The organism is Paenibacillus vortex V453, assembly GCF_000193415.1.
Lineage (GTDB): Bacteria > Bacillota > Bacilli > Paenibacillales > Paenibacillaceae > Paenibacillus_AQ > Paenibacillus_AQ glucanolyticus.
This window is the reverse complement of sequence record NZ_ADHJ01000017.1, coordinates 260,614-286,772: the sequence shown is the minus strand read 5'-3', so window position 1 is coordinate 286,772 and position 26,159 is coordinate 260,614. Positions and strand designations below refer to the sequence as shown.

The 26,159-nt window shown below is 48.8% G+C and carries 21 protein-coding genes and 2 pseudogenes; 3 read left to right on the top strand and 20 right to left on the bottom strand.

Features of this window, described 5'->3' with window-relative positions; translation table 11 throughout:
- Window positions 1–4: 4 nt before the first annotated feature.
- From PVOR_RS10185 to PVOR_RS10105, 18 genes and pseudogenes are all read right to left on the bottom strand, one after another.
- Window positions 5–1,423 carry a UDP-N-acetylmuramoyl-tripeptide--D-alanyl-D-alanine ligase gene (locus PVOR_RS10185; RefSeq protein ID WP_006209074.1) on the bottom strand — a complete coding sequence of 473 codons (1,419 nt, stop codon included), beginning with the start codon at window positions 1,421–1,423 and terminating at the stop codon, window positions 5–7.
- Window positions 1,420–2,907, bottom strand: a complete 1,488-nt coding sequence (locus PVOR_RS10180; protein ID WP_006209073.1) for a UDP-N-acetylmuramoyl-L-alanyl-D-glutamate--2,6-diaminopimelate ligase — start codon at window positions 2,905–2,907, stop codon at window positions 1,420–1,422. The genes PVOR_RS10185 and PVOR_RS10180 overlap by 4 nt, the downstream gene beginning before the upstream one ends.
- Window positions 2,908–2,967: 60 nt before the next feature.
- The gene (locus PVOR_RS10175) at window positions 2,968–4,911 is read right to left on the bottom strand and encodes a stage V sporulation protein D (protein ID WP_006209072.1); all 1,944 of its coding nucleotides are present in this window, start codon (window positions 4,909–4,911) and stop codon (window positions 2,968–2,970) included.
- 86 nt (window positions 4,912–4,997) lie between these two features.
- Window positions 4,998–6,266 (bottom strand): penicillin-binding transpeptidase domain-containing protein, encoded by a 1,269-nt coding sequence (locus tag PVOR_RS32510; RefSeq protein WP_268741786.1) that lies wholly within the window; start codon window positions 6,264–6,266, stop codon window positions 4,998–5,000.
- Window positions 6,175–7,260 carry a peptidoglycan D,D-transpeptidase FtsI family protein gene (locus tag PVOR_RS32505; protein ID WP_268741785.1) on the bottom strand — a complete coding sequence of 362 codons (1,086 nt, stop codon included), beginning with the start codon at window positions 7,258–7,260 and terminating at the stop codon, window positions 6,175–6,177. The genes PVOR_RS32510 and PVOR_RS32505 overlap by 92 nt, the downstream gene beginning before the upstream one ends.
- An 18-nt stretch (window positions 7,261–7,278) precedes the next feature.
- On the bottom strand, window positions 7,279–7,695 hold the full coding sequence (locus PVOR_RS10165; RefSeq protein ID WP_006209071.1) for a hypothetical protein: 417 nt from the start codon (window positions 7,693–7,695) through the stop codon (window positions 7,279–7,281).
- A gap of 32 nt (window positions 7,696–7,727) precedes the next feature.
- Entirely contained in the window at window positions 7,728–8,681 is a 954-nt protein-coding gene (gene rsmH / locus PVOR_RS10160) for a 16S rRNA (cytosine(1402)-N(4))-methyltransferase RsmH (protein WP_006209070.1), read from the bottom strand.
- Window positions 8,682–8,756: 75 nt separating this feature from the next.
- A complete protein-coding gene (mraZ, locus tag PVOR_RS10155; RefSeq protein WP_006209069.1) occupies window positions 8,757–9,194 on the bottom strand; it encodes a division/cell wall cluster transcriptional repressor MraZ in 438 nt (145 codons plus the stop codon).
- A 208-nt stretch (window positions 9,195–9,402) separates the two neighbouring features.
- Window positions 9,403–10,671, bottom strand: coding sequence for an adenosylhomocysteinase (locus tag PVOR_RS10150; protein WP_006209068.1), 1,269 nt, complete (start codon window positions 10,669–10,671; stop codon window positions 9,403–9,405).
- 38 nt (window positions 10,672–10,709) lie between these two features.
- Window positions 10,710–12,341, bottom strand: coding sequence for a bacillithiol biosynthesis cysteine-adding enzyme BshC (gene bshC / locus PVOR_RS10145; protein WP_006209067.1), 1,632 nt, complete (start codon window positions 12,339–12,341; stop codon window positions 10,710–10,712).
- Between the two features lie 190 nt (window positions 12,342–12,531).
- A complete protein-coding gene (locus PVOR_RS10140) occupies window positions 12,532–13,470 on the bottom strand; it encodes an ABC transporter ATP-binding protein (RefSeq protein ID WP_006209066.1) in 939 nt (312 codons plus the stop codon).
- Window positions 13,467–14,464, bottom strand: a pseudogene (locus PVOR_RS10135) (ABC transporter ATP-binding protein). Before PVOR_RS10135 ends, PVOR_RS10140 begins: the two are co-directional and overlap by 4 nt.
- Window positions 14,465–14,477: 13 nt before the next feature.
- Window positions 14,478–15,428, bottom strand: a complete 951-nt coding sequence (locus PVOR_RS10130; protein ID WP_006209064.1) for an ABC transporter permease — start codon at window positions 15,426–15,428, stop codon at window positions 14,478–14,480.
- Between the two features lie 2 nt (window positions 15,429–15,430).
- Window positions 15,431–16,363, bottom strand: coding sequence for an ABC transporter permease (locus PVOR_RS10125; protein ID WP_006209063.1), 933 nt, complete (start codon window positions 16,361–16,363; stop codon window positions 15,431–15,433).
- 208 nt (window positions 16,364–16,571) lie between these two features.
- The gene (locus tag PVOR_RS10120) at window positions 16,572–18,230 is read right to left on the bottom strand and encodes a peptide ABC transporter substrate-binding protein (protein ID WP_006209062.1); all 1,659 of its coding nucleotides are present in this window, start codon (window positions 18,228–18,230) and stop codon (window positions 16,572–16,574) included.
- Window positions 18,231–18,379: 149 nt separating this feature from the next.
- Window positions 18,380–18,766: a DUF3397 domain-containing protein gene (locus tag PVOR_RS10115; protein WP_006209061.1), complete on the bottom strand. Its 387-nt coding sequence runs from the start codon at window positions 18,764–18,766 to the stop codon at window positions 18,380–18,382.
- 12 nt (window positions 18,767–18,778) lie between these two features.
- Window positions 18,779–19,744: a ketopantoate reductase family protein gene (locus PVOR_RS10110; RefSeq protein ID WP_006209060.1), complete on the bottom strand. Its 966-nt coding sequence runs from the start codon at window positions 19,742–19,744 to the stop codon at window positions 18,779–18,781.
- Window positions 19,745–19,885: 141 nt separating this feature from the next.
- A pseudogene (locus PVOR_RS10105) lies at window positions 19,886–20,537 on the bottom strand (RsfA family transcriptional regulator).
- Window positions 20,538–20,880: 343 nt separating this feature from the next.
- Here PVOR_RS10105 and PVOR_RS10100 point away from each other — a divergent pair.
- Both PVOR_RS10100 and PVOR_RS10095 read left to right on the top strand, forming a co-directional pair.
- On the top strand, window positions 20,881–21,117 hold the full coding sequence (locus tag PVOR_RS10100) for a DUF2626 domain-containing protein (protein ID WP_006209059.1): 237 nt from the start codon (window positions 20,881–20,883) through the stop codon (window positions 21,115–21,117).
- A gap of 251 nt (window positions 21,118–21,368) precedes the next feature.
- A complete protein-coding gene (locus PVOR_RS10095) occupies window positions 21,369–22,481 on the top strand; it encodes a coiled-coil domain-containing protein (protein ID WP_006209058.1) in 1,113 nt (370 codons plus the stop codon).
- Between the two features lie 75 nt (window positions 22,482–22,556).
- Here PVOR_RS10095 and PVOR_RS10090 read toward each other — a convergent pair whose 3' ends face one another.
- Together PVOR_RS10090 and PVOR_RS10085 are read right to left on the bottom strand one after the other, a co-directional pair.
- Window positions 22,557–23,819 (bottom strand): extracellular solute-binding protein, encoded by a 1,263-nt coding sequence (locus PVOR_RS10090; RefSeq protein ID WP_006209057.1) that lies wholly within the window; start codon window positions 23,817–23,819, stop codon window positions 22,557–22,559.
- Window positions 23,820–24,013: 194 nt separating this feature from the next.
- Window positions 24,014–25,345, bottom strand: a complete 1,332-nt coding sequence (locus PVOR_RS10085; protein ID WP_006209056.1) for a PhoH family protein — start codon at window positions 25,343–25,345, stop codon at window positions 24,014–24,016.
- A 117-nt stretch (window positions 25,346–25,462) separates the two neighbouring features.
- On the opposite strand from PVOR_RS10085, the gene PVOR_RS10080 reads away from it, so the two are divergent.
- Window positions 25,463–26,122 carry a YhcN/YlaJ family sporulation lipoprotein gene (locus tag PVOR_RS10080; protein WP_006209055.1) on the top strand — a complete coding sequence of 220 codons (660 nt, stop codon included), beginning with the start codon at window positions 25,463–25,465 and terminating at the stop codon, window positions 26,120–26,122.
- Window positions 26,123–26,159: the final 37 nt, after the last annotated feature.

Below are 26,159 nucleotides of genomic sequence, written 5' to 3'. Positions count from 1 at the left end.
CAGCTCACCCCCTCACTCCGTTGTTGCCGCCAGGCAGGGCCTTCAAAGCATCGACCACGTGCTCCAGCCTCATACCGCGCGAGGCTTTCACTAATACGATATCCTTCTCGGATACGTGCTCAAGCACAGATGCAATCAGCTTCTCTTTATCGGTGAAGGAAAGCACGGCCCCATCAGGGAAGCGCAGCTTTGCTCTCTCCGCCGTATGAACCGACAGCGGCCCGTAGGTAAACACAAGATCCGCATTGTCCGGAGATAAATAGTCTCCTATCTCCGCGTGGAACTCCCCTTCCCGCTGACCAAGTTCCAGCATGTCCCCGAGAACGGCGATCCGTTTGCGATAGCCTTTCATATCGCCCAGCACATCCACAGCCGCCTTGACCGCCGTCGGACTTGAATTATAGGCATCGTTCAGCACAGTAACCCCAAACGGGGTCTCCACCGCTTCAATTCGCATGCTGGACAGCTTCAAATTGGCAAACCCGCTGCGAATGGCTTCATCGCCGATGCCCAAATGAGCGGCAACCGCCATCGCCGCGAGTGCGTTAACCACGTTGTGACGCCCGAGAAGCGGCAGGCTGAAGCCTTCTCCTGCATGTCGGTTCGACGTGAAGATGATGCCTCTGGCATGAAACATCAATCCAGTTGGGTAATCGTCGTTAGTCTCCTGATTCCCAAACGTAAAGGTGTTCAACCCCTCCGGCTTCACCGTAGACTCTTCCGCAAGCACCTGATCGATCAACGGTTCGTCTCCATGGTAGATCAGCAATCCGCCTGGCTTCATGCCGCTGATGATCTCCAGCTTGGCGCGAGCGATTTCCTCCCGGGAACCGAGCTGCAGCATATGGGCTTCGCCAATATTGGTAATCACGGTCATATCCGGGCGTGCTATGGTCGAGAGCAGTTCGATCTCATGCCGTCCACTCATACCCATCTCAAGCACGATGATGTCGGTATCTTCTTTCATGGCCAGTACGGTCAGCGGAAGTCCGATATGGTTGTTGTAATTGCCTTGTGTCTTGTGCACTTTATACGTGGTCTCTAGCAGCGCAGACACCATGTCCTTAACCGTGGTTTTACCATTGCTGCCGGTAATTCCGACTACCTTCGCACTGGTCTCCGATAAATACGCCGCAGCCAGCGATTGAAGCGCCGTCAATGTATCCTCAACGAGAATGAGCGGCAGATCGGGAACAGGCTGATGATCCCGCTGCCAGAACGCCGCGCCCGCTCCGCTTGCAAGCACGCTTTCGGCGAACTCGTGTCCGTCAAACTTCTCGCCCACAATCGGAACAAACAGATTGCCGGGCTGTATGGTTCGGGAGTCAGTACCGACTCCTTGAATGATGATGTTGGCATCTTGGTTACGTGAGAGCGTGCCGCCGCACAGGTCGGCGATGCTCTTTAATGATTTATGGATCACTTTTGTCTGCCCCTTATCGCGTCTTTGGCTACGATGCGGTCGTCAAAATCAAGCACTTCGCCCGCAATCAGCTGGTAGGTCTCATGACCTTTCCCCGCAATCAATACTACATCGCCCGGGCTTGCCATTTCAATAGCCTTTTCAATCGCCTTCCTGCGATCAACAATGAGATTGTAGCTTTCTGCTGCCACTCCGTCCTCAATCAAGCCGGCTTCGATATCCTTCAGAATCAAATCCGGGTCCTCGGTACGCGGGTTATCGGAAGTCACCAATACAACATCGCTATATTTCGCGGCAATTTTGCCCATGATCGGCCGCTTGGTCCGATCCCGGTCACCACCGCAGCCGAATACCGTGAGCACACGGCCTTCCGCGAATTCATTAACGGTACGAAGCACGTTTTCGAGACCGTCCGGCGTATGCGCATAATCCACGATTACAGCGTACGGCTGGCCCTCATCCACAACCTCCACGCGTCCATCCACTCCGGGAACGGACTCCAGGCTGCTCTTGATGTCCTCAAGCGGCACGCCCTCGAGAAGCGCTGCAGCGATGGCTGCCATCGCGTTATATACATTGAACTTCCCTACCATGCGAATCGAAATATCTGCGCTGCCACGGAATGTGTCCACATGGAACGAGGTGCCTTGAGCAGTGATCGATATGTTGCTGGCCCGCACATCCGCATCTTCTCCCAAACCGTAAGTAATTACTTCGGCAGCGGTAATCTTCGCAAAATAAGCGGAAGCATCATCATCCGCATTCAATACTGCATATTTGCGCGATTTTTCATCCTTGGCAAAAGCGTTGCCCAGCCGGGAGAAAAATAACCCTTTCGCTCCGCGGTACTCTTCCATGGTGTGGTGATAGTCCAGATGATCCTGCGTCAGATTCGTGAATATGGCGGTCCGGAAATCCGTCCCCTTCACCCGGCCCTGCTCAAGTGCATGCGAGGATACCTCCATCACACAGCACTCGGTGCCTGCGTTAGCCATGTCGTTCAAGTAACGCTGAAGCTCCAGTGCCTCCGGTGTCGTTCTCGGCATCGGGAAAGACTGATTGCCGTATTTCATCTGAATCGTTCCGATCAATCCGGTCTTCAGGCCGTGGTCGTTCATGATCGTCTCAATCAAATACGTTGTAGTGGTCTTGCCGTTCGTTCCGGTTACACCGATCATCTTCATGCGGGCGCTCGGCTGATCGAAAAAGGTGTTAGCCAAGCCTGCCATCGCAAAACGGCTGTCTTTTACGATAACCTGCGGAAGATCAACCTCGAGCTTACGCTCAACGACGAGTGCGGCTGCGCCTTTCTCCGCGGCCTGGGCAGCAAACAGATGTCCATCTACCGTATGACCCGGCAAGCAAATGAACAAATCCCCCGGTTTCACTTGTCTGGAGTCCGTTTCAATCCCCGTAATTTCAACATCTCCGGATCCATCGATCACAGCAGCAGCCAACACGGATGATAATTGCTTCAATTTCATTGTTATCCCTCTCTCTATATATCTGCATCATCCGACCCGCTTGCCGGCTGGATGATGCCATTAATGTTCGTGTTTCGATTCCTCGGGGTCTTCACCCATATAAATCCGAATAGTAGAGCCTCGCTCCACCCGGCTTCCCGGCTTTGGCGCCTGGGAAATGACCGTATTGCCGGTCCCGGACCTAGCCAGCATGAAATTCATATTCAGATCCTCATACAAATCCTGAACCGTCGCCCCGACCAGGTTCGGCACGGTCACCGTTGGTGTCTCGCCGTATTTGTACTCGCGGGCAAGCTGATCTTTACGCGGCGGAACATTCATGTAGTGCAGTGCATCCTCCAGAATGTTCTGCACGATGGGAGCAGCCACGACGCCACCGAACTGAATGCCCTTCGGGTTGTCAACGGCTGTGTAGACCACGATCTCAGGGTCGTCCGCAGGTGCAAACCCGATAAAGGATACGATATGCTCCGTTGACGAGTAGCGTCCATTAATGACCTTCTGGGCGGTTCCTGTCTTCCCGCCGACTCGATAGCCGTCGATGAAAGCCGGGCGACCGGTTCCCTTGGCTACGACGCTTTCCAGCGCCTCGCGCACCTGCTTGGATGTTTCTTCCGAGATTACTTGTCTGACGAGCTCCGGCTCGATTTCCTCAACCGTCTCCCCCGTCTCCGGATTGATCCACGCCTTGGCTACGTGCGGCTTGAACAATTTACCTCCGTTAATGGCAGCAGATACTGCCGCGACCTGTTGAATCGGTGTAACCGATACCCCTTGGCCAAACGCCGTTGTGGCCAGCTCAACAGGCCCGACTTTATCAAGCTTGAACAGGATTCCGTTCTCTTCTCCGTTCAAATCAATGCCCGTCTTCGCTCCAAAGCCAAAATCGCGGATATACTGGAACAGACTTTCCTTACCCAGTTTCTGGCCCAATGCCACAAAGCCCGGGTTACAGGAGTTCTGCACAACCTCCATGAAGGTTTGGCTGCCATGACCGCCTTTTTTCCAGCAGCGCAGTCTCGCTCCTCCAACCTCCACGGCACCACCATCGAAAAAGTGATCGTTCTTCAGATCCACCTTGTCCTCTTCGAGGGCAGCGGCAAGTGTAATAATCTTGAACGTCGAGCCCGGCTCATAGGTCATCCAGATCGGTAAGTTGCGATTATAAGTCTCGGCCGAGAAATCCTGGTAGCTGGCAGGTGAGTATCCCGGCCTGCTGGCCATCGCCAATATCTCTCCTGTCTTGGGATTCATGGCAATTGACCAGGCTCCATTGGCCTGATACTTCACCATGGCCTGATCCAGCTCCCGCTCCATAATGGACTGAATCGATTTATCAATCGTTAACTCTAAATTCAGACCGTCACGGGGCTCCACGTATTTTTCCGAAGAGCCGGGCATGATTCTGCCGCCTGCATCGGACAGATAGGATATTCCGCCATCGAACCCTTTCAGCTTGTCTTCATGTTTGGCCTCAAGGCCGGTAAGTCCCTGGCTGTAGGCCCCCGTAAATCCTAATATATGGGCGGCCAGATCGCCATAGGGGTAATAGCGCTTGTTATCCTCAGCAACAACGATACCCGGCAGCTTCAAATCACGAATTTCCTGAGCCAGCTCCATCGTAATTTTTCGTCCACCGGGATTTATCCGTTCCAACCTCGAACGTTTGGTAATAATCTTCTTGATATCGGCTTCATTCATGCCAATAAGCCCTGCCAATGTTTTGGCTGTATGGTCCGGATCCTTGACTTGTACAGGAATCGCCCAAATGGTCGGTGTTGTTATATTCGTAACCAGTGCGGTCCCATTACGGTCCAGTATTTCGCCACGCTGTGCCGCAAACGGAATATCACGGCGCCACAGATCCTCCGCCTTCGCCGACAGCTCCGCACCTTTCCCGATCTGCACATAGGCTAGTCTGATGATCAGTGCAGAGAATAGCAGGAGCAGCAGCAGCAGGCTCCAGAGCAGCCGTCTCCGCTGAGATACCTTGGATACTTTCACCTAAGCTTCCCTCCCCGTTTGAACCCGAAAGCTCATGAAATGCGTTCTTCACATGAGTATTCGGGACAACCTCGGGTTAGAACAAGCTATTCCCCATCTGCCTTGCCTTCAGTTTCACCTTCGCCGGTTGCTCCGGCTTCGTTATCCGCAGGAGGCTCAGCTTCATCCTCCGGGGTATCGCTTCCTGTTAACAATTCCTCCGCGGATTTAAGTGTTAAATGTACGGTTCGCTGACCATTCTCAGTCGTTTCCAATTGTTCAGCAACGTAGCCTTCACCTTGGACATTCACTTTCACCTTCATCAAGGTGAGCACTTCCATGGCATCCCTGAGGGATTCACCCTGTAAATGCGGAATCTGCATGGACGCATTGTCCTCGGTAAGCAGATAGATACGCTGGCCGGCACTCATCGCTGCTCCGGCTGGTGGGTATTGCTGCTTTACCGTGCTCCCACTGCCCAACGTTTCGAATGTCGCGCCCTCATCAAGCAGCTTGGTCTTCACTTCACTGACCTTCATGCCTGACAAGTCAGGAGAGATACGAGCATTTTCAGAAATTGCTGCCTTATTTGACTTGCTTGATTGCTGTGTCACATTCGATTTCGGGACTCCCCAATAATTTAATGTCTTGGATACAATCTCTTTAAATATCGGCGCAGCCAACTTACCGCCGCCGATCTCCTCATTCGGCTCGTCAATGATAACCAGTACCGCGATTTTCGGATCATTTACTGGTGCATAGCCGATAAATGAAACAATTTGCTTGGAGCGGTCAGCATATCCACCGTTAGATTTAATAGCAGTGCCTGTTTTTCCAGCAACTCTGTAGCCATCGATATAAGCATATCTTCCTGTACCATCTACCTGGTCAGCTACAACTTGTTCAAGATATATTCCTGTCTCTTTGGCCGCTTCAGGAGAAATGACCTGACGGATCACTTCCGGCTCGATTTTCTGAACTTCGCCTGTATTAGGATCTTCGATCTGTTTTACCATAAGAGGTTTCATGAGCTTACCACCATTGGCAACTGCTGAAATAGCCGCAATCTGTTGAATAGGCGTTACGGATACGGCATAGCCATAAGTCATCGTCGAAATATCGGAATCGTAAGTCATATTAAGGCTACCCAGAATCTCACCCGGAAGATCAATGTCCGTCTTCTGAGTAAACCCAAAATCTCTAATATAATTCGTAAAGCGTTCCTTCCCAAGCATTTCGAATCCCAGCTTAACAAAGGCAACGTTACTAGACCTCTTGACACCTTCAAGTATAAGAGATCGTCCCCCAACCGGATCGATTGAGATCCCAGTGGGTTCTTCCCCCTGCCCGGATGGATCCGGACTGGTAGGCAGCATTCGGGTTAAACAGCTTCTCCTGCACGGCACTGGCCAGCGTTACAATCTTGAAGGTCGATCCCGGCTCATATATGGACCGCACAGCATGATTATTAAAATTCTTTTGATTCCATTCCGAATATGTATTGGGATCAAAAGTTGGCATATTGGCCATTCCCAGTATTTCCATCGTGTTCGGATCCGCCGCGATCACCGTCATACTGATTGGTTTATACTGGTTATACGTCTCGCGCATCGCTTCCTCGATATAATACTGGATTGTATCGTCCATCGTCAGTACTAAATTTTTCCCATTTATCGCAGGCTGGTATAACTCATCCTCGCTCGGGAGCTTGATCCCTTTCTTGTCGCTCTTGTACGCAGCGAATCCGTCGGTTCCCTTCAGATCCTCATCATAGTATTGCTCAATACCCCCGACAGCCTTACCCTGACGCTCGGTATATCCCAGGATATGCGCAGCCAATGTCTTCTGGGGATAATAGCGTTTTGACTCTCTTTGAAAGCCGATGCCCGAATCCGCCACTTTACCGGCAGCCTTTAATTTTTGGTTCAAGCCATCACTAAATTCTTTAACCTCTTCCATCTTCTCCTGGTCGATTTTCCATCCTTCATTGCGGACTTCCCGGCCCTGGAGGTACTCACCTTTTTCATTTTTGGCCTTGACCAGTTTACGGAGCTCATCCTCATCCTTGCCGAGAATTTCATGCAGCCCCTTTACCACCTCGTTCTCCAAGCCGTTAGCTTGAATGACGGCCGGGTTCAGAACAACCGTAAACGCAGGGGCATCCATGGCCATGATATCGCCGTCCCGATCCATAATCGTCCCGCGCGTTGCGGGAAGATCCTGTTTGCGCGACCATTTCGACACGGCTTGTTCCTTCCAAAAATCGTTGTCAATGACCTGCAGCCAAAACACCCGACCAATCAATAAAGCAAAAAAGAGGGTTATACATCCCCCTATTAGCACGGTACGCAGTTTAATTTTTTTTATCATCGGTCAAAACCTCACACTTCAATCATTTTGTCCCGAGTCTGAATCCTGTGTCCCGGTTGATCCCGAGACGGGTGATAGATGGATCGTGTTGTCATCCTCAATAGGCACATAACCAAGCTCTTTGGCCTTCTCCAATACTTGCGTCTCCAGTGTCTGCTTCTCAACCTGAAGCTGATTGATATTCCGTTTCGCTTCTACTATCTTATTGTCCGTATCATGAATCTGCCGGTTCAAATCATAAGAATGAACATGGCTCATGCCGATGACGCCCATGACAACAACCACGAACACCACGGACAACAAATACAGCAGCTTTTCTTTTTGGGGAAGCTGGGAACGACGTTTAATGACTTTCGTCTTCTCGAGATAAGCGGACTGCTGCTGCGTTTCCTTCTGTCTCTCCTGTACGGCTAAATTGCCGCGCGTGTAAGCCATGGCTGATTCTCCTTCTTCAGGGATTTTACGTTCTACAGTTTCTCCGCAATCCGCAGCTTCGCCGATCGTGCTCTTGGATTACTCTCAATCTCTTCCACTGAGGGGATGAGCGGTTTACGGTTAACCAGCTTCAGGTCACCTTGGCCGCCTCCGCATACACACATCGGAAAATCAGGAGGGCACGTGCACTTGGGAATGTAACTGTTGAATATCTGTTTGCATATCCGATCTTCGAGCGAGTGGAAAGTGATGACGGAGACTCTACCACCTGGTGCAAGACATCTCACGGCTTGGTGAAGCGCGTCTTTGAATGCACCGAGCTCATCATTTACCGCAATGCGAAACGCTTGAAAGCTGCGTTTAGCTGGGTGGCCGCCCGTTCTCCGAGCTGCGGCTGGAATCCCTTCCTTTATCATTTCGACAAGCTCTCCGGTTGTGTGAATAGGACCCTGTACCCTTCTTTCCACAATAACCTTCGCAATTCGCCTTGAAAATTTTTCTTCGCCGTATTCGTACAATATTCGTGCGATTTCCTGTTCCGGCCATTCGTTTACAATCTTGGCTGCCGTAAGCTCAGCGGATTGATCCATCCGCATGTCCAGCGGGGCGTCATGATTATAACTAAACCCTCTCTCCCCCTCATCGAATTGCGGAGAAGATACGCCCAAATCGAACAGTATACCGTCAACTTGTGGCTGCCCGTTCTCGTCAACTCCCACTTCGATTCGGAGCACCTCCTCCAGATCGCGAAAGTTAGTTTTGACAAGGGTAATCCGGTCCACGTAAGGCTTCATGACTTCCCTGGCATTGTTCAATGCCCAGTCGTCCTGATCCAGTGCGATTAACCGGCCATTCGAACTTAGTTGGGAAGCAATGAGCGAGCTGTGCCCTGCTCCCCCGAGCGTACAGTCAACATATATACCGTCTGGTTTGATGCGCAGCCCTTCTGTCGCTTCTTGCTTAAGCACTGTGATGTGATGGAACAAAGCTGCAGCCCTCCATTGTTTCTCATTCATGATTTTTAAGTAATACTTGTCCATTTACAAAGTTTCACATGCTGGTCATAGATCAAAATCAAAGTCTACCAGCTTCTCAGCAATGTCGTTAAATGTTTCCTCCGACTGCTGATAGTAATTTTGCCACTGCTCCTTGCTCCAGATCTCCACTCGGCTCGATACGCCGATGACGACGCACTCTTTCTCGAGCTTGGCGAACTCGCGCAAATTGCCCGGCAAATTTACCCTTCCCTGTTTATCCCATTCACATTCCGTCGCCCCGGAGAAAAAAAACCGGGTAAATGCGCGTGCATCCGACTTCATGAGCGGCAGGGACTTAAGCTTCTGCTCCATGATGGCCCATTCATCTCGGGGGTATACAAAGAGGCAGTTATCCAAACCGCGGGTTACGATAAATGAATTGCCCAGGAGGTCACGAAATTTAGCAGGGATAATGATTCTCCCCTTATCGTCGATGCTATGCTGAAACTCCCCCATGAACATCAGGCATTCCACTCCTTAACCCCGATTCCCCACTTTGCACCACTTTCCACCACTTTAGGATAATAGATTCGGCGTCAAGAATCAAATTCCTTCAAAGATGCATTTGTTTTTTTGGAACTTTCTCTCAGAACCACCGCACAAAAAACCTCCTTTCATTCCTCATTGGGAATAAAAGGAGGTTTGCAAATGATCTAAAGCTGCTGCGGTATTAGTGCTGAGCCCAGCTGTCCAAGTAGGATTTCTGCTCATCGCTCAGGCTGTCAATTTGGATACCTAGACTTTCCAGTTTATATAATGCAACCTGTTGATCCAATTCGTATGGAACATTAACGACACGGTTACCGATACGCTGGTATTGATCATTCACATGTTTAAGCGACAACGCCTGAAGCGCAAACGTCATATCCATGATTTCTGCGGGATGCCCATCTCCTGCCGCAAGATTCACAAGGCGGCCTTCTGCAAGCAGATAAATCTTGCGGCCATCGTTCAGATGATATTCCTCGATATTGCGTCGAACCGTACGAACCGACTTGGAACGTTCCGTGAGGTCCAGCTTATTGACTTCTACATCAAAATGACCGGCATTCGACAGGATCGCTCCGTCTTTCATGACATCGAAATCTTCCCCGCTGATTACATCCCGGTTGCCTGTCACCGTGACGAAGAAATCTCCCAGCTTCGCTGCTTCACGCATCGGCATAACGTGGAAGCCATCCATGTAAGCCTCAACCGCCTTAATAGGATCAATCTCGGTCACAATGACGTTGGCGCCAAGACCTTTAGCGCGCATAGCCACGCCTTTGCCGCACCAGCCATACCCTACAACGACGACGGTTTTGCCTGCAACAACCAGATTTGTTGTCCGGTTGATTCCGTCCCAAACCGATTGCCCGGTTCCGTACCGGTTATCAAATAAGTATTTGCAATACGCATCATTTACAGCGACCATCGGGAATTTCAGAGAGCCTTCTTTCTCAAGCGACTTCAGACGCAGGATTCCTGTTGTAGTCTCTTCGGCACCACCCCGGATTCCTTCAAGCAGATCCGTGCGCTCCGAGTGGAGTATTGTTACGAGATCCCCGCCATCATCAATGATCAAATCCGGTCTTGTCTCCAGAGTTGAAATGAGATGCTGCTTATACTCTGCCGGATCCGGATTATACTTGGCAAACACCGTGATTCCGTCTTCTACCAGCGCAGCGCATACATCGTCTTGCGTAGACAACGGATTACTGCCGGTAATGGTCACTTCAGCTCCGCCAGCCTGAATGACCTTTGCCAGGTAAGCTGTCTTCGCTTCCAGATGCAAGGAAATGGCCACTTTCAAGCCTTTGAATGGCTGTTCTTGTTCGAACTGCTCGCGCACCCGGTTCAGTACCGGCATATGCGCCTGCACCCAATCAATTTTCAGATGGCCTTCCGGTGCCAGTTTCAAGTCGGTAATATTGCTGGTTTGTATTGATGATGAGCTCATATTAACAGCCTCCCGTGATCTGATTGAATTCCTGCTCATTATACGTAAACAACCCGGTGAATGCCCGAACTTTCGTATGGGATTTCCATCAGGCTATCCACCAGATTCAATCCATAACGATTCATGTATTCAAGGATGTTGTACACCCTCTCCTGAGGCTTGCCTTCCGGTAACAGCGTTTGCTCGATCCGCTTCCACTGTGCCAAGGCGGCCTCATGCTGCTGTTCCAATGCATTCCGGGATTTACTCAACAGGTAATCCATCTGCTCCAATATCTTATCTTTATTGGTTAATCCTAATTTTAACAGTCCTGACTGCATTCTGCCAAGATCTTCTATTAAGGGTTGATATACAGCTTCAAATTGTTCACGGGTCTTGCTGAATCGATCCTCCAGATTCAGTTCGTCCTTGCTCGCAAGCCATGTCTCGCGCTTCTTGTCGAGGCGGTTATGAACATCTTCGAAGGATATTTCATATTTCTCCATGAGTTTATGGACGGTTCCGTCTACGATGGAGAACGACATTCTCGGTATGATCAGCGGCATCTGCAGACCTAAATCAGCAAAGGCATAACGCGTAATCGCCCAATAAGAAATTTCCCCCGGACCGAGTATCGTTCCCAGCACAGGCAGCAGACAATCCTGCATAATTGGGCGAGTCAGCACATTGTTGCTGAAACGCTCGGGATGCGCATGCAAATCTCGAAGAAGTTCCTGCTCTGTGAGCGTAACCATGCCTTTACGGTCTGAGAATACATTCCCCTCCCGGTACAGCAGCAAGCGCCTGCCTTCATGCAGGTAGAACAAGTTAGCCCCATTCTCGGAAACATCGGCCTGAACATCATAACCAAGTCCCTTGATATCCCTTGCAGCCTGCTGATACGAAAGTCCTAAGGTTTCATTGTGAGTGATCAGCGATTCGAATACAGGTACTTCCAGCGCCCGAAGTCCGGGGTCCGCCGAATCCAGCAGTATGAGGCCATATTTGCCAAACAAACGGTTGATCAGTTTAGCGAAGACCTCGCTGAGCCCCCTCGAGCCGTTACACGCATCACGTGCCAGCTTCAATATATCTGCCTTGTACTCGCTGTCTGACAGCTTCGTTTGAAGCTCTGACAGCATCAAATTCCAATCCTCTTCGGCAACGCCAGTGTAACTGACAGACGTTCTAAGCCCATCCTTTGCGTCGAGCTTGATTTTGGAAATCTGCTGGTCCTGACGTAGGAAAAAGGTATGATTCACTTCATCCCAGTCATGATCCTCCCCAGCAATCCAGAACACAGGCACAACGGGACGATTCAAGCGTTCCTCCGCTTCACGGGCGGCTTGAATGACGGTAATCGCTTTATATATAACTAGCAGGGGTCCAGTGAACAGCCCGCTTTGCTGTCCGCCAACCATGGTTACCGTTCCCGGCTGCTCCAGAAGCTGGAGTGATGTATGTACGGCGGGATGATCATTGTGTAGCTGATTATACGTACGAAGACAGTCTACCAGCACTTTACGCTGAACTCGCTTATCTTCGGAAAGATCCAGCCATTTTACCCGCTCGGCATAGCCGTGCTCGCTGCGATGATCTTCACCATAGAACCCGCTTACCCGTTCGAAGTGGTGAATATAATCCTGAGCGAGACGCGAAGCGAGGGACAATGGTTCCGGAACGATATTCATGAGGTCTGCCTCCTATTCTGCGTCGCAACCAAATCTAGATTGTTAAGCACTCGAATTTCTTATATATGATTAGCCTTTCTTGATTGTACCGAATGTTGGCATTCTGCGTCAAAGGAAAAGAATAGCCGCCGGCATACAAGCCGGCGGCTATTCTAGAGATCAGCATTTCTGGATTTAGGACAAGCGCGCTTTAAGCGTAGGCTTTAGCAACCCAGTGTCCTTTAGATACCTCTACCAGCTCCGAATCCTTCACGTCCAGCTGGACGGTTCCGTCCTCGCCTTTGGCTGCTGAAATCGGTCCCTGCATATCATTCTCGAGCTTGAGACGTTTTTTGTTTGCCTCGATTTCCGGATCCGGAATCGGAATCGCGGACAGCAATGTTTTGGTGTACGGATGGATCGGATTCGCATACAGTTCTTCACTATCTGCCAGCTCCACCATTTTACCCAAGTACATTACCACTACCCGGTCACTGATATGCTTAACCATGGACAAGTCATGCGCAATGAAGAGATAAGTCAGGCCAAGACGATCCTGCAAGTCCTTCAGCAAGTTAACAACCTGCGCCTGGATGGAAACGTCAAGCGCTGAGATCGGTTCATCACAAATGATGAATTTAGGGTTAACCGCAAGTGCACGGGCTATCCCGATCCGTTGACGCTGACCGCCAGAAAATTCATGAGGGTAACGCGTCGAATGGTCACTATTCAAGCCAACCATATCCAGCAGCTCCTCGATCCGCTTCTTGCGCTCGGCGCGGCTGCCTGCCATTCCGTGAATATCCAGTGCTTCTCCGATGATATCCGAAACCGTAAATCTTGGATTCAGCGAGGCATACGGATCCTGGAAAATCATCTGCATGTCACGGCGCATCGCCTTCATTTTGCCCGGAGACAGCTTGTAAATGTCGGTTCCGTTAAAGTTAACGCTGCCGGCAGTTGGTTCGTAGAGCCTCAGAATCGTCCGTCCTGCTGTTGACTTGCCGCAACCGGACTCTCCCACCATACCAAGCGTCTCGCCTTCGCGAATATAAAAATTCAAGTCGTCGACCGCTTTAAGGATGTTGCCCTTACCGACATTGAAATACTTCTTAAGGCCCTTTACCTCGATCAAGTGGTTATCCTTCATGAACCTTGCGCCTCCTTCGCCATCGGATGCAGATTCCAGCAGCGCGCCATATGCGTGTCACTGAATTCCGTTGCGTCCCGGATCTACCCGTTCACAAATTCTCATAGACTTCATCACAGCGCGCAGCGAACGGACAGCCTACCGGAGGTTTAATGAGATCCGGCGGTGTTCCGATAATCGGAATAAGCGGCTCGTCTTTTTTCTGATCCAGACGCGGCATCGAACGAAGCAGGCCTTTGGTGTAAGGATGCTGGGGATTTTTGAATATCTCCCATTTCGTTCCGGTTTCCACGACTTCACCTGCATACATAACGATAACACGGTCACACATTCCGGCAACCACACCAAGGTCATGCGTGATCAGAATGATCGATGTTCCGAGGCGCTCCTGCATTTCCTTCATAACATCCATAATCTGTGCCTGAATGGTAACGTCGAGTGCCGTTGTCGGCTCATCGGCGATCAGCAGGGTCGGCTTGCATGCAAGCGCGATGGCTATCATCGCACGCTGGCGCATACCGCCGGAGAACTCATGCGGATACTGATTGAAGCGTTCCTCGGCATTTTTGATGCCAACCAGCTTCAGCATTTCAATCGCATGTTTTTTTGCTTCCGAGAAGGACATCCCTTGGTGCTTAACCAGCACCTCCGTGATCTGCTTCCCTATTCTAATGGTCGGATTGAGCGAGGTCATCGGATCCTGGAAAATCATTCCGATATCCTTGCCGCGAATCGCTTCCATCTGTTTATTGGTTTTTTTGAGAAGGTCTTGTCCTTGGAAAATGACCTCTCCTTTTTTAATTTCTGAGGGCGGGGACGGAATCAATCGCATAATGGTCTGGGCAGTAACACTTTTACCGCTTCCGGACTCACCGACGATGGCAACCGTCTCCCCCTTGCCGACTTCAAAATTCATGCCGCGCACAGCCTTTACTTCACCGCCGCGAACACGAAACGATACGTTGAGGTCCTTCACCTGCAAGATCGGTTCCATACCTTCCCACCTCCTATTTTTTCAATTTCGGATCAAGAGCATCACGCAGTCCATCACCGAAAATGTTGAATGCTAACATCGTCAAGCTGATAAATAGAGCAGGGAACAACATCCGCCATGGATAGTACATCCATCCGGACAGCGCATCATTAATCATGGAGCCCCAAGAAGCGACCGGAGCTTGAACGCCAAGACCAAGGAAACTCAGGAAGGCTTCGGCGAAGATTGCACTAGGCACCGACAAGGTCAACGTAACGATGATCGGTCCCATCGCATTGGGTATCAGATGCCGGAACAACAGGCGGGAAGTCCCCGCACCCATGGAGCGAGAAGCAAGTACATATTCTCTGCTCTTGAGCTGCATGATCTCGCCCCTTACAATCCAGGACATATTGATCCATCCCGTGATGGTTAAGGCGAGTATGATCGTCCCTAAACTTGGTTCGAATACAACGAGCAGCAAAATCGTAACAAGCAGATATGGAATGGAATACAGAATTTCTGCAAACTTATTCATAAACTCATCTACACGGCCACCGAAGTATCCCATGATGCCGCCATATATAACACCAATCATCAAGTCAATCGCAGCTGCTGCAAGACCAACGGTCAATGAAATCCGAGCGCCCATCCAGGTACGTACAAAAACATCGCGTCCCAGGTCGTCGGTTCCAAACCAATGTTCTGATGAAGGCGGCATGTTCGTATTCATCAAATCATTCGTTTCATAGTCATAATTAGAGATCATCGGGCCAATAATCGCCATGACGACAATCAGGATCATAATAATCAAACCGGCCATCGCTAGCTTGTTCTTACGCAATCTCTCCCAGGAATCTCTCCACGAGGATAAACTTTCACGCTGTATTACTTCAGATTGTTTCTCATCAGGACCAATCTTCTGAAAATCTTCAGGCTTCAGGTTTAGTGCCGCAGGATGAGGCATACTTTGTTCTTTCTCCATGTCTACCTCTCCTTCCCGCCGGTCAATTTAATACGTGGATCAACGAATATATACACGATATCCGTAATGAAACGCGCCAGCATCAACAAGATGCCGTAGAAAATGGTGATACCCATAATCACTGTATAATCACGGTTTGTAATACTTTCAACAAACTGCTTACCGATGCCGCCAATACCAAAGATCTGTTCAATAACGACCGAACCCGTGATAATATTTGCTGTCATCGGGCCGACGTAGGTTACGACCGGCAAAATACCATTTCGGATAACATGACGGAACATAATGGCAAACCAATTAAGTCCTTTCGCCTTCGCCGTCTTGATATAATCCGAGTGCAGCACTTCCAGCATGCTGGATCGTGTCAAACGGGCAATAAATGCAATCGGTTGAGCAGATAACGCCATAACTGGAAGCACGTAATCAAGCGGTCCTTCAAAGCCCATGACATTGAAAATGCCTGCCTTCTCCGCCAATAGGTACTGCAGCAAGGATGCGAGTACAAAACTCGGCACCGCGATTCCCAACACCGAGACAATCATAGCGATGTTGTCAATCAGCTTGCGGTGATACAGTGCTGCAAGCATCCCCAGCAGGACACCCACGATAACGGATACGACAATCGCGATGAGACCCAGTCGCAGTGAAGGCCCGAACGTGTCGACAATAATATCAGTAACGGATTGTCCCTGTTTCTTCATGGACAAACCAAAATCACCCTGGACGATGTTTCCCAAGTATTTCGTATACTGCTGAAACAACGGTTTATCTAAATCATACTGTTCCATCAACCTCGCCAAAATTTCAGGCGATGGCTTTTTCTCTCCCATAAACGGATCGCCCGGTATGGCTTTCATAAGAAAAAAAGTGGCTGAGATCAGTATGAACAACGATACAAGCATATAAAAAAACTTACTCGCCACATACCTCAGCATTTCGCTAGCCTCCTGATCAGTTGTTCTAAACCAAGCCGTCTATACAATTGTATAATTCCAGAACGGATTGAGCATCCCTTAACTTTCCCCAACGGACACAAGATTTGGAAACCTTGCGCTCATACAAAAAAATCGGGATATATATGAGGTTTGAATGCCCCACATATATATCCCGAACCGTAACCTTTTATAATTGGTTTACAAAAGACTACTCGATATATGCACGTGTGAAATCGATATCACCTTTATAATCCAGATGGAGGTTTTTCACCCATGGTTTAACCAGGGACACACTGGAGTAGTAGTAAATTGGCATTACAACCTGGTTGTCTTGAACAAGAATTTTCTCGGCTTTGGACATCAGCTCCATGCGCTTAGCATTATCGCTAGTAGCATAAGCATCTTTCACAAGTTTGTCATATTCTTCGTTCTTGAAGCCGGTGTCGTTGTTACCACCATTGGATGTCCACATATCGATATAAGTCATCGGGTCGTTATAGTCTGCTCCCCAACCGGAACGTGCAATTTGATAGTTCAGATCCGTACGGTTTTTCAGGAATACGCCCCACTCTTGGTTTTGAACTTTCACATTAACCCCGAGATTGTTCTTCCACATATCGGAAATCGCAAGTGCAATTTTCTTGTGGTTGTCATCGGAGTTGTGGATCAGAGTAACTTCAGGCAATGTGGTATAGCCTTTTTCCTTCATACCTTGCTCGAGCAGTTTCTTAGCCTCTTCAAGATTTTCTTGGAAGTAAGTATCCGGTACCTCTGTGCGGTACTCGTCGGACTCACCCTTGATACCCGGAGGAACAAAACCAAATGCAGGGATTTGTCCACCTTGCGTAATTTTTTCTACAATTGCCTTACGGTCAATCGCCATCGAGAATGCTTTACGAATGTTTACATTGTCGAATGGTTCTTCGGTAGTGTTAAAAATATAGAAATACGTCGATGAAATACCTTTGATCATCAGCTCATCGCCAAGTTCCTTCTTGATCGCACTCAGCTGATCCGTCGGGATGTTGCCTGTTGGATGTCCTGCATAATCCAGCTCATCGTTACGATAGCTTGAAAGTTCAGTAGCAGAGCTGTTTACGATACTCATTTGAACTTTTTCAAGTTTGATGGAATCCTTGTCCCAGTACTGGTCGTTCTTCACAAGCTCGATCTTTTGACCTTTAGTCATTTGTGAAACCTTGAACGGACCGTTACCGATCAACGTATCCGGCTTGGTTGCCCAAGAAGCATTTCCTTCAACGGAGCTGTGAACCGGGAAGTACGTTTGGAATGACATCAAGCTGAGGAAGTAAGGTGTAGGGTTTTCGAGTGTAACTTCCAATGTATAATCGTCAGTTGCCTTTACGCCAACCTCATTAGCGTCTTTAATGTCTCCAAGATTGTAAGCTTCAGCATTTTTGATGTAATACAGCTGATAAGCGTATGGTGATGCAGGTGTAAAGTTTGGATCAAGTACACGTTTCCAAGCATACTCAAAATCTTTTGCTGTTACTGGATCGCCGTTGCTCCATTTGGCATCTTGGCGAAGGGTGAAGACATATTTCAGTCCATCTTCAGAAATATCCCATTTTTCGGCTACGCCTTGCTCTTCGGTGCCGTCCGCACCTTTACGAACCAAACCTTCAAATACAGAACTGATTACCGTATTCGATGTGTTATCCTGAGCCAAGCCCGGATCCAATGTAGGAGGGTCGGAAGCAAGGTTCATGCGGAAGACCTGCTCTTTAGGCTTGTCCGTTCCGCCATTATCGGCGCCTTCGTTCTTGTCAGCTCCACATGCTGCCAACACGGAGCTGAAAGCAAGAATAAGCGTCATAAGAAGCAGTAATTTTTTGTGTTTCTTCATCTTGCGGTATCCCCCTCATAGATTTTAGGTATATGCTTATCGATTATACAACCAGTGGTCAAAAAAATCCAGAAATCAATAAATTGAAAAATCTGCCTGACCCAAGGATCAAACAGATTTATCATTGAATTCTAGTTATTAGATTGTTCTTACGTAACTTTAATTATGTATGAAAGGATACCAAAAAATGTGAAAACTACGTAACCGAAACTCATAGCAACGAAGCCAAGCCGCCAGACGGCTCTCGCCAGTCTTTTGCCGTTAACCTTGCCCTTCCAGCGGTTCTGCGCACTTCCGATTAGCCCAGTTGCAATAAGCAGCATGAGGAGAATAAGATAGAACCCGGATTTGGACTGGAACGTATTATTAAACAAGGCGGATACCGAAAACAGCAGGAAAAAAGTGGTGACATCCATAGCCAGCCCAAACGCTTGTTTTCGATTTTTGTTTCTTTGCAAGACGATCATATAAACAAGGATAAATGGAATGAACGGTAATAGACTTAATGTGTTAAACACACCCTGCAAGAACCCCATGCTTAAACCCCCCTATGTATTCATCCCCTCAATGAGCTGCACAATGAGCTCGTGTGTTGGCACCGCAATGCCATATTTACGCCCCAGGCCTACAATGCTTCCGTTAATCCAGGCCACTTCGGTCGTTCTGCTGTCCATAACATCCTTTAGCATGGAAGACGTGTTACCCGAAGTCGATTGACAGACAGCTACAATCCATTCCCAGAGCCTGCTCCCATAAGGAATGCCGCCCGCTTTATATACGGCGATCCCTTCATCATAAAGCTGCTGCATCAGCCTGACGCGTTCGGGCGATGATAACAGCTCTCCATTAGGAATCCGCCACAATGCAGTCAAAGGGTTAATCACCGCATTCATCAGCAGTTTACGATAGATCATCACATCCATTTCATTCGACAAAAAAGCTTCAAATCCTGCTCTATTCAGCTGTTTAACGAGCTCATTTTCATCATTTCCCTCTGAAACTGGGCTTGCAGAGTCCTGTTCGGGCATGAATTTGCCGATTGTCGTCGTTCCGCGGCCAGCATGCAATACAGATACGAGACTTGTGCGTTTGGCTCCCTCTGTTGTAATGGCCGCATACAGTGTCCATGCAGGCAGCAGTTCTTGAAGCCGCTCCAGATGCCCCGTCCCGTTCTGATAGCAGATCAGCCTGCGATGGTCTTGACCATATGGAGCCAGCACCCGGGCTGCCAGATCTTCGATCCCTTGCTGCTTCAACATCAGAAACAGATAGTCCGCATCGGCTGCAGCCCCTCGCTCGGCAAAGGAAGACAGTGTGCAGACCGTGAGCGAGCTGGAATCCATCCGCTTGTGCCGGCTTGTACCTTCCTCGATGGTGATGCCTGAAGCCTTCAGCATGTCCGCTTGCTCTTCACTGCGACACCATAACGTGACACGGCAGCCGGAGCTCGCAAGTTTGCCTGCATATAACAGGCCCAATGAGCCTGCACCGATGATATGTATATTCATGTTCATGTGAATCCTCCAAATGTAATCAAACGTTACGTACTAGCCCTAGTATATATCAGAATAATCTCCTATACGCACAAATAACCCGCCAAAGCGCATGAAATGCACTAATGCGGGTTACGGTGAATAGCAAAACAACCTTTTTTCCTATTCGATTCGTTCGAGATTACCGTTTGCATCCATTTTGAAGCGAGTTTTAAGTTCCTCATCCTCTTCGTTTAAGAAAGCCAATCTTCGTGCCCGATCCATAATCTGAATCAATGCCTTATAATCATCATTGACAACATGATAGTCAGTTTTCACTTCGCTTACTTCCTTTAGCAAACGTTGATTCTCACTGCGAAGCCTTGTCGAGCTCATCCTCTTTCTCACGCAAACTCTTCTCAAGCGATTTATACTGACGCGAACTTTCCTGAAGCCCACCCTTCCATTGACGAAGGAAACGGATGACGGCATCAATAGAAAGCGTTTCTTCACTTGCACCTTCATTCTTGTATACATCCTGTTCCAGTTCCGGAGCAGCCAAGCCAGCAACCTGCGGTCCGCTTAAGGAAGGCTGCTTCTTATAATAACTTCTCTTCTGACGCTGAGATTTCGCCAAACTGATAGCATCCTCATATTTCTTGCGAACACAACTGTTCCAACGAAATCCGCATGCTGCCGATGTCCGGCCTATTCTTTCTCCCACTTCCTCAAAGGCAGCCAATTGGGTGCTGCCCTCACGAATATGACGCAGGGTCACCTCCGCCAATATCAGGTCGTCCTCTGCACTCCATGCATCCTGTCTCACTGCTGACATACCATAAAACCCTCCTAACGACATCCTAAAATAACCGTCTTCAATACCGTAAATCCGGCTGCTGAATAGGGTATAAAAACTGCTTAATTCATTTCTATGCCTCTCATAGAGTTCATAGAATCTATTTGATACTAAAATGTATTTCCATTTTGGATACAGATCATACTCTTACAGGAGGGAAAACCACCGATTAGCTGAATTTGTTAACGAATTCAATGCCCTGCTTCTGGATAATAATAAAAAATGAAGGGTTTTCTTGAGTTAGGCGTTTACACGTTTTTCCCATAACGCTATAATGTTCATAGCAGCATTATGTGCGTACATACGAGAGGAGGATATAATCGTGGCACGGATGTTTCGAGTCCTTGGCTTTTTCACCCTGACTATCGGGTTAATGGCCTTTGCCGGTGATCATATTGAAATGGCTCTGCTCTTCTTCCTGCAGACTGCATTTTTCGTGATCCTGGGATATTTGAAATTCACGGAGAGAACCTATATTCTTCTCTTCTGGGCTTATATGATCGTGACCTTCACGGGCTTTAGCTATTGGACGGTCTTCATTATGGGCAAACCACTCTAACAAGCATAACCATGCAAGCGATTTATCGATCTGCCGGCGGTCAACCTGGACAACCTGAGGCTGCGCTGGTGGGTTTTCCTTGCGCTTAGAGAACAAGTACTTAAAAAAGCGATCAGGTGCTTTAGCTGCCGGATCGCTTTTTTAGTTCCTAAGGATTGATAATTGAGTCGTACACGTCATATATTGGTTAAACATGAAGGGACAACGGATGGATTCCTTTCGACTAACAACCATTCAAGGAGGACTCCCGTTTGAATGTTCGAGTAAAATATCCGATCCTCCCGTTCTTGCTGTTCATCGCCCTGTTGTTCTGCTTCATTGCAGCTCCTGTCGCGGTATATTCGCAGCAGGAAACAAGTCCTGCTATGCCTGATTCGGAAGAGGCGCGCCAACTTCTGGAGGACAGCCTATCCATCGTGGAGATTGATCATGAAATTGAACGGATAACCAAACGTCTGGATGAATTGCAGGTGCTTCAGAATGAGCTGCAAATCAAGATTCAGGATATGGGCACACGCATTGAAGACCGGCGGGATCGGGCAGGAGCTGTTCTTCGGTCTTATTACATGGGAGAACGGGATCACTTATTCTTGATGCTGTTTTCCGCCAAGGATTTAGCCGGTTTTTTTCGAATCATGGACTTCTACGATATTATCATTCAGAACGACCGGGATACGCTTACGGTTTACAACAATCAATACCGCTCCCTCGCATCAGCCCAGGCTGAAGCAGCGCGAAACGCCGCTCAGCTCGCGGATGTAAAGGACAGCCTTGTCAAGCAGCGCGAGCGGGTACTTGCGCTTGAGAAGCAGGTTGACGGGGCTCTGACAGCCAGCGGCAACCCGGATGCGATGAAAAAGCTGATTGAAGAATTCACACGGTATTGGGAGAATGTAGGACTGTATGAGGTGAAACGTCACTTTCAGGCCCTGGCCAGTGCCATGGAGAATCTGCCGCAATTTGTCCAAGGTAGCAAAAATATGTTGAAAACCAACGGGAAGGTGTACACCATTGATATCCATGAGGATGATCTCAACGCATTTTTGAGGTCCCAGGATGAAATTTTTAATGCCTTTTCGTTTCATTTTGACGACGGGAAGGTGACAGCTACCGGTGAAAGCGGCAATCTATCCCTGCTGATTGAAGGAAAATACACCGTAATCAATGAACCGGAGAACGCCATCATGTTTCAAGTCGATAAACTTGTGTTTAATCGGCTGGAACTCCCGGATACAACCCGCAAAGCTTTGCAGGAAGAATTCGACATGAACTTTTATCCGAAACAGCTGGTGTCCTTCTTGAAGGCAATCGAAGTATCGAGCGAGGACCAAAGACTCGTGGTGAAAATGGAACTGGACTTATAGCGGGCCCCCTCTCTCTGGTGCCGTAGTCCTGACAAAACGAACAAGCTGCCCTGGATAGGCAGCTTGTTCGTTTAATTATTCGTGTTGATCAGACCTGTACAACCTCATATATTCTTCCCTCGTCATTTCCCCAAGCAGCAATCGGCGTGCCGACTCGGAATAGGTAAGAAAACCTTCCGCATCCCCGAATTCCAGAGCAGCCGCTTCATTCCGGGAGAGCAGCACTTGAGCCGGCACGGCCACTTTTTGCCAGATGCCCCGATCTCTTAAGGCTGCACCCGTAACATACAGCTCCGAAACAACCGGCAAAGTTCCGACGTCTTTACTCCATTCATGCTGAATATCTTTATCTGTCATATAGGTAATCCATTTCATCGCTAAGGCGGGGGATTCCGTGTGCGCGGCTACCGCAAAACTTCTCGTCCGGACGACAGGTGTGTTCAAATGGGTCTTTCCCATCGCAAGGGCAAGAGATAAACCTTCGGTATCCTTGTCTGAAAAGCTAGAATAGGGTTCTATGACCACCGGTGCCTCCCCCTTCCCAGAGGATGGAGAAGACGGTTCCTCAGTGTTCCTCGGAGTATCCTCCTCGACTTGGTTCGTTTCCATCATTTGCTTCCTGTTGTGAATCAGCATATCCAGCACCTCTTGCTCCGGCTTGGAAGGATCACCTTCCAACAAGTGGACTGCTGCACCGAACGCATATGGATCATTCGGATCAAATGAGATCACAGGGGTTTCTATATGTAGCTCAAAAAATTCCTGCCACGCCTTACGGCTCTCCGGCATTTTGAATACAGTACCGTCCTTCTCTTTGGCCTGCCAGGTCATCACATAGGGATCTATATCAAATGGCATCCCCCATTGATATCCGTTCCACTGCAGCGGCGGCAGAAGACCGCTCAAGGTATCGCCGCCAGGCATGACCGCTTGCGATGCATCAACCGGCAATAAATAGCCGTTCATTGCAAGCGCTTTAATATAGTGTGTATCCATCAATAAAACGTCGGGCCCTTCTCCAAGGGTCATCTGAAGCAAAAAAGACTCTAGCTGCTCTTCATTGGTTTCCAGAGGAACGATTTCAATCTCCGCCCCCGTCTCCTCCTTAAACCGCTCATTGATCGCTTTAAGCTGCCGCATCTCATCACCGTTCAACTGAACTCCGACTTTAACAGGACCCAGATCACGATCCGGAATATCCGGCCTTTGCTGTGGAGGGATCGGCTCATCCCCCGGCGGTTCTCTTCTTGTATTGTGAGTGAAGTCAAAACTGGGAGATAAACTGGATAAGGACAACAGTAAAATGGCGAACAGGAACCAATATTTTTTCCGCTTCATATCCCATCTTCACTCCTTCTGCAGGCACATGCCCTTATTTTACCAAACTTCTAGTGCTCTTGTCCTATCTTTTTTAATATTTATCTAGTCCATATTTTGTTAAAAACCGAAGACAAATAGGACTGCCCGCTAATCATAGGCAGCCCATATCATTATGATTATTCTTCATCATCATTTCTCGGGAAATATAAGGATTACAACAGATCCGCTGCCAGCTGCGCCAGCTTGGAACGTTCCCCTTTTGTCAGCGTAATATGACCGCTTAAACTCTCTTGTTTGAAACGTTCTACCACATAAGTCAGGCCATTGCTCACGGCATCCAGATATGGGTGATCAATCTGTTCCGGATCCCCCATCAGGATGACCTTGCTCCCTTCTCCAGCACGGGAGACAATCGTTTTGACCTCATGGCGGGACAAGTTCTGGGCCTCATCCACAATGATGAATTGACCCGGAATCGAGCGGCCCCTGATATAAGTTAATGCCTCCACCTGGATGCTGCCCAGCCCCATCAGTATTTTGTCGATATCTCCCGATTTTTTTGTATCGAACAGGTACTCGAGATTGTCATATATCGGCTGCATCCAAGGTCTTAATTTCTCGTCCTTCTCACCAGGCAAATAACCGATATCCTTTCCCATTGGGACGACCGGGCGTGCGATCAGAAGTTTCTTGTATTTATGTTCATCCTCGACCTTGGACAGACCCGCTGCCAATGCCAACAGCGTTTTGCCCGTTCCGGCTTTCCCCGTTATGGTGACAAGTGGAATGTCGTCATTCAGAAGCAATTCAATCGCCATGCGCTGCTGGGCATTTCGTGCGCTGATGCCCCATACAGGTTCGTTGCTTAGATGAAGGGGCTCCAATCTTGTTGCGTCTTCATTTACATGAAGCAGCGCAGACTTCCCTGAACCCATCTCGTCCTTCAGGATAACAAATTCATGCGGGTACAGCGGGTAGGACAATTGAAGAGGTTTAATAGGCAGATAACGGTAGCTGTAAAATTCATCGATGACCGAAGGATGCACCTTTAATGTGGAGAATCCGGAATACAATTCACTTGGATCCGCCGTCCGGTCTGATAAATAATCCTGTGTCGTTAATCCGAGCACATCCGCCTTGATTCGAACGAGCACATCCTTACTGACCAGCACGACAGGTCTTCCAGTGTCCTTTGGATCCTCCTCCAATTTATAATTCAACGCGACAGCCAGAATGCGGTTGTCGTTGGATGCCTCGCTAAATAACTCCTGTACCTTGACAAAGCTCCGATGATTCAGCTCAACCTTCAATGTCCCGCCATTCTCCAGGTGAACCCCATCATGCAGGTGCCCCTGTTCTCTTAACCCGTCAAGCAAACGGGAGACTGTTCTGGCATTACGGCCAATCTCATCGGCATTTCGCTTTTTGGAGTCAATCTCTTCAAGAACCACCGCAGGAATGATGACTTCATGCTCCTCGAATGCATAGATCGATTGAGGATCATGCAGCAGTACGTTCGTATCCAGCACAAATATTTTTTTCATCTTATCCCTCCACTGCTTCTTCATCAGGTACACACATAAACCTTTCCGTCCCGGACATAATAAGCTTAGCGACTGGAGTAATTTAGTGAACTCTACTACGAAAGGACAGATCAATCCATGAGAGCTGCTCTATCCATCATGCTAACGGTGTTTTTGCTCGCAGGCTGCGGGACACCAAATCACAATGCATCACCCTCTCCTCGTAATAAAACCAATGGAACCACAGTGAACAATGTTAACAACATGAATGGGAACAGAGGTTATACCACTAACAATGTAGACGGTACAACTCCGGATAACACCAATTCTGGGCGAGTCGGCAACGTGAATGACAACAACGGGAAAGTTGATACCACTACCGCAAATCACCTGAAATCACTTGCTGAAAGTGTGCCCGGCGTGAAAAACGCAAACTGTGTAGTCATGGGTAAAACCGCTGTTGTTGGTCTTAATGTAGATGGAGATTTAGATCGTGCAGAAGTCGGAAGCATCAAATACACAGTCGCTGAAGCCCTTCAAAAGGATCCAGCAGGTGCCAACGCACTTGTTACCGCTGATCTGGACGTTTCGAATCGCATAGCTGAACTTGGCCGCCATATCCAGCAAGGTCATCCAGTCTCAGGCGTTGCTAGCGAGCTTGCAGACATCGTAGGCCGCATCATCCCTCAGCTGCCTAAAGATGTAACGCCAAGAGACGGTAGTGCCGAGGATGTCGGAGCTCAGACGGTAAAACCGAATAACCACCATGCGCCAGCCAAACATCAGCACAAGAAATAGCAGTGTCTGACGATGAATCGTCTTTGGATTGGTGGTT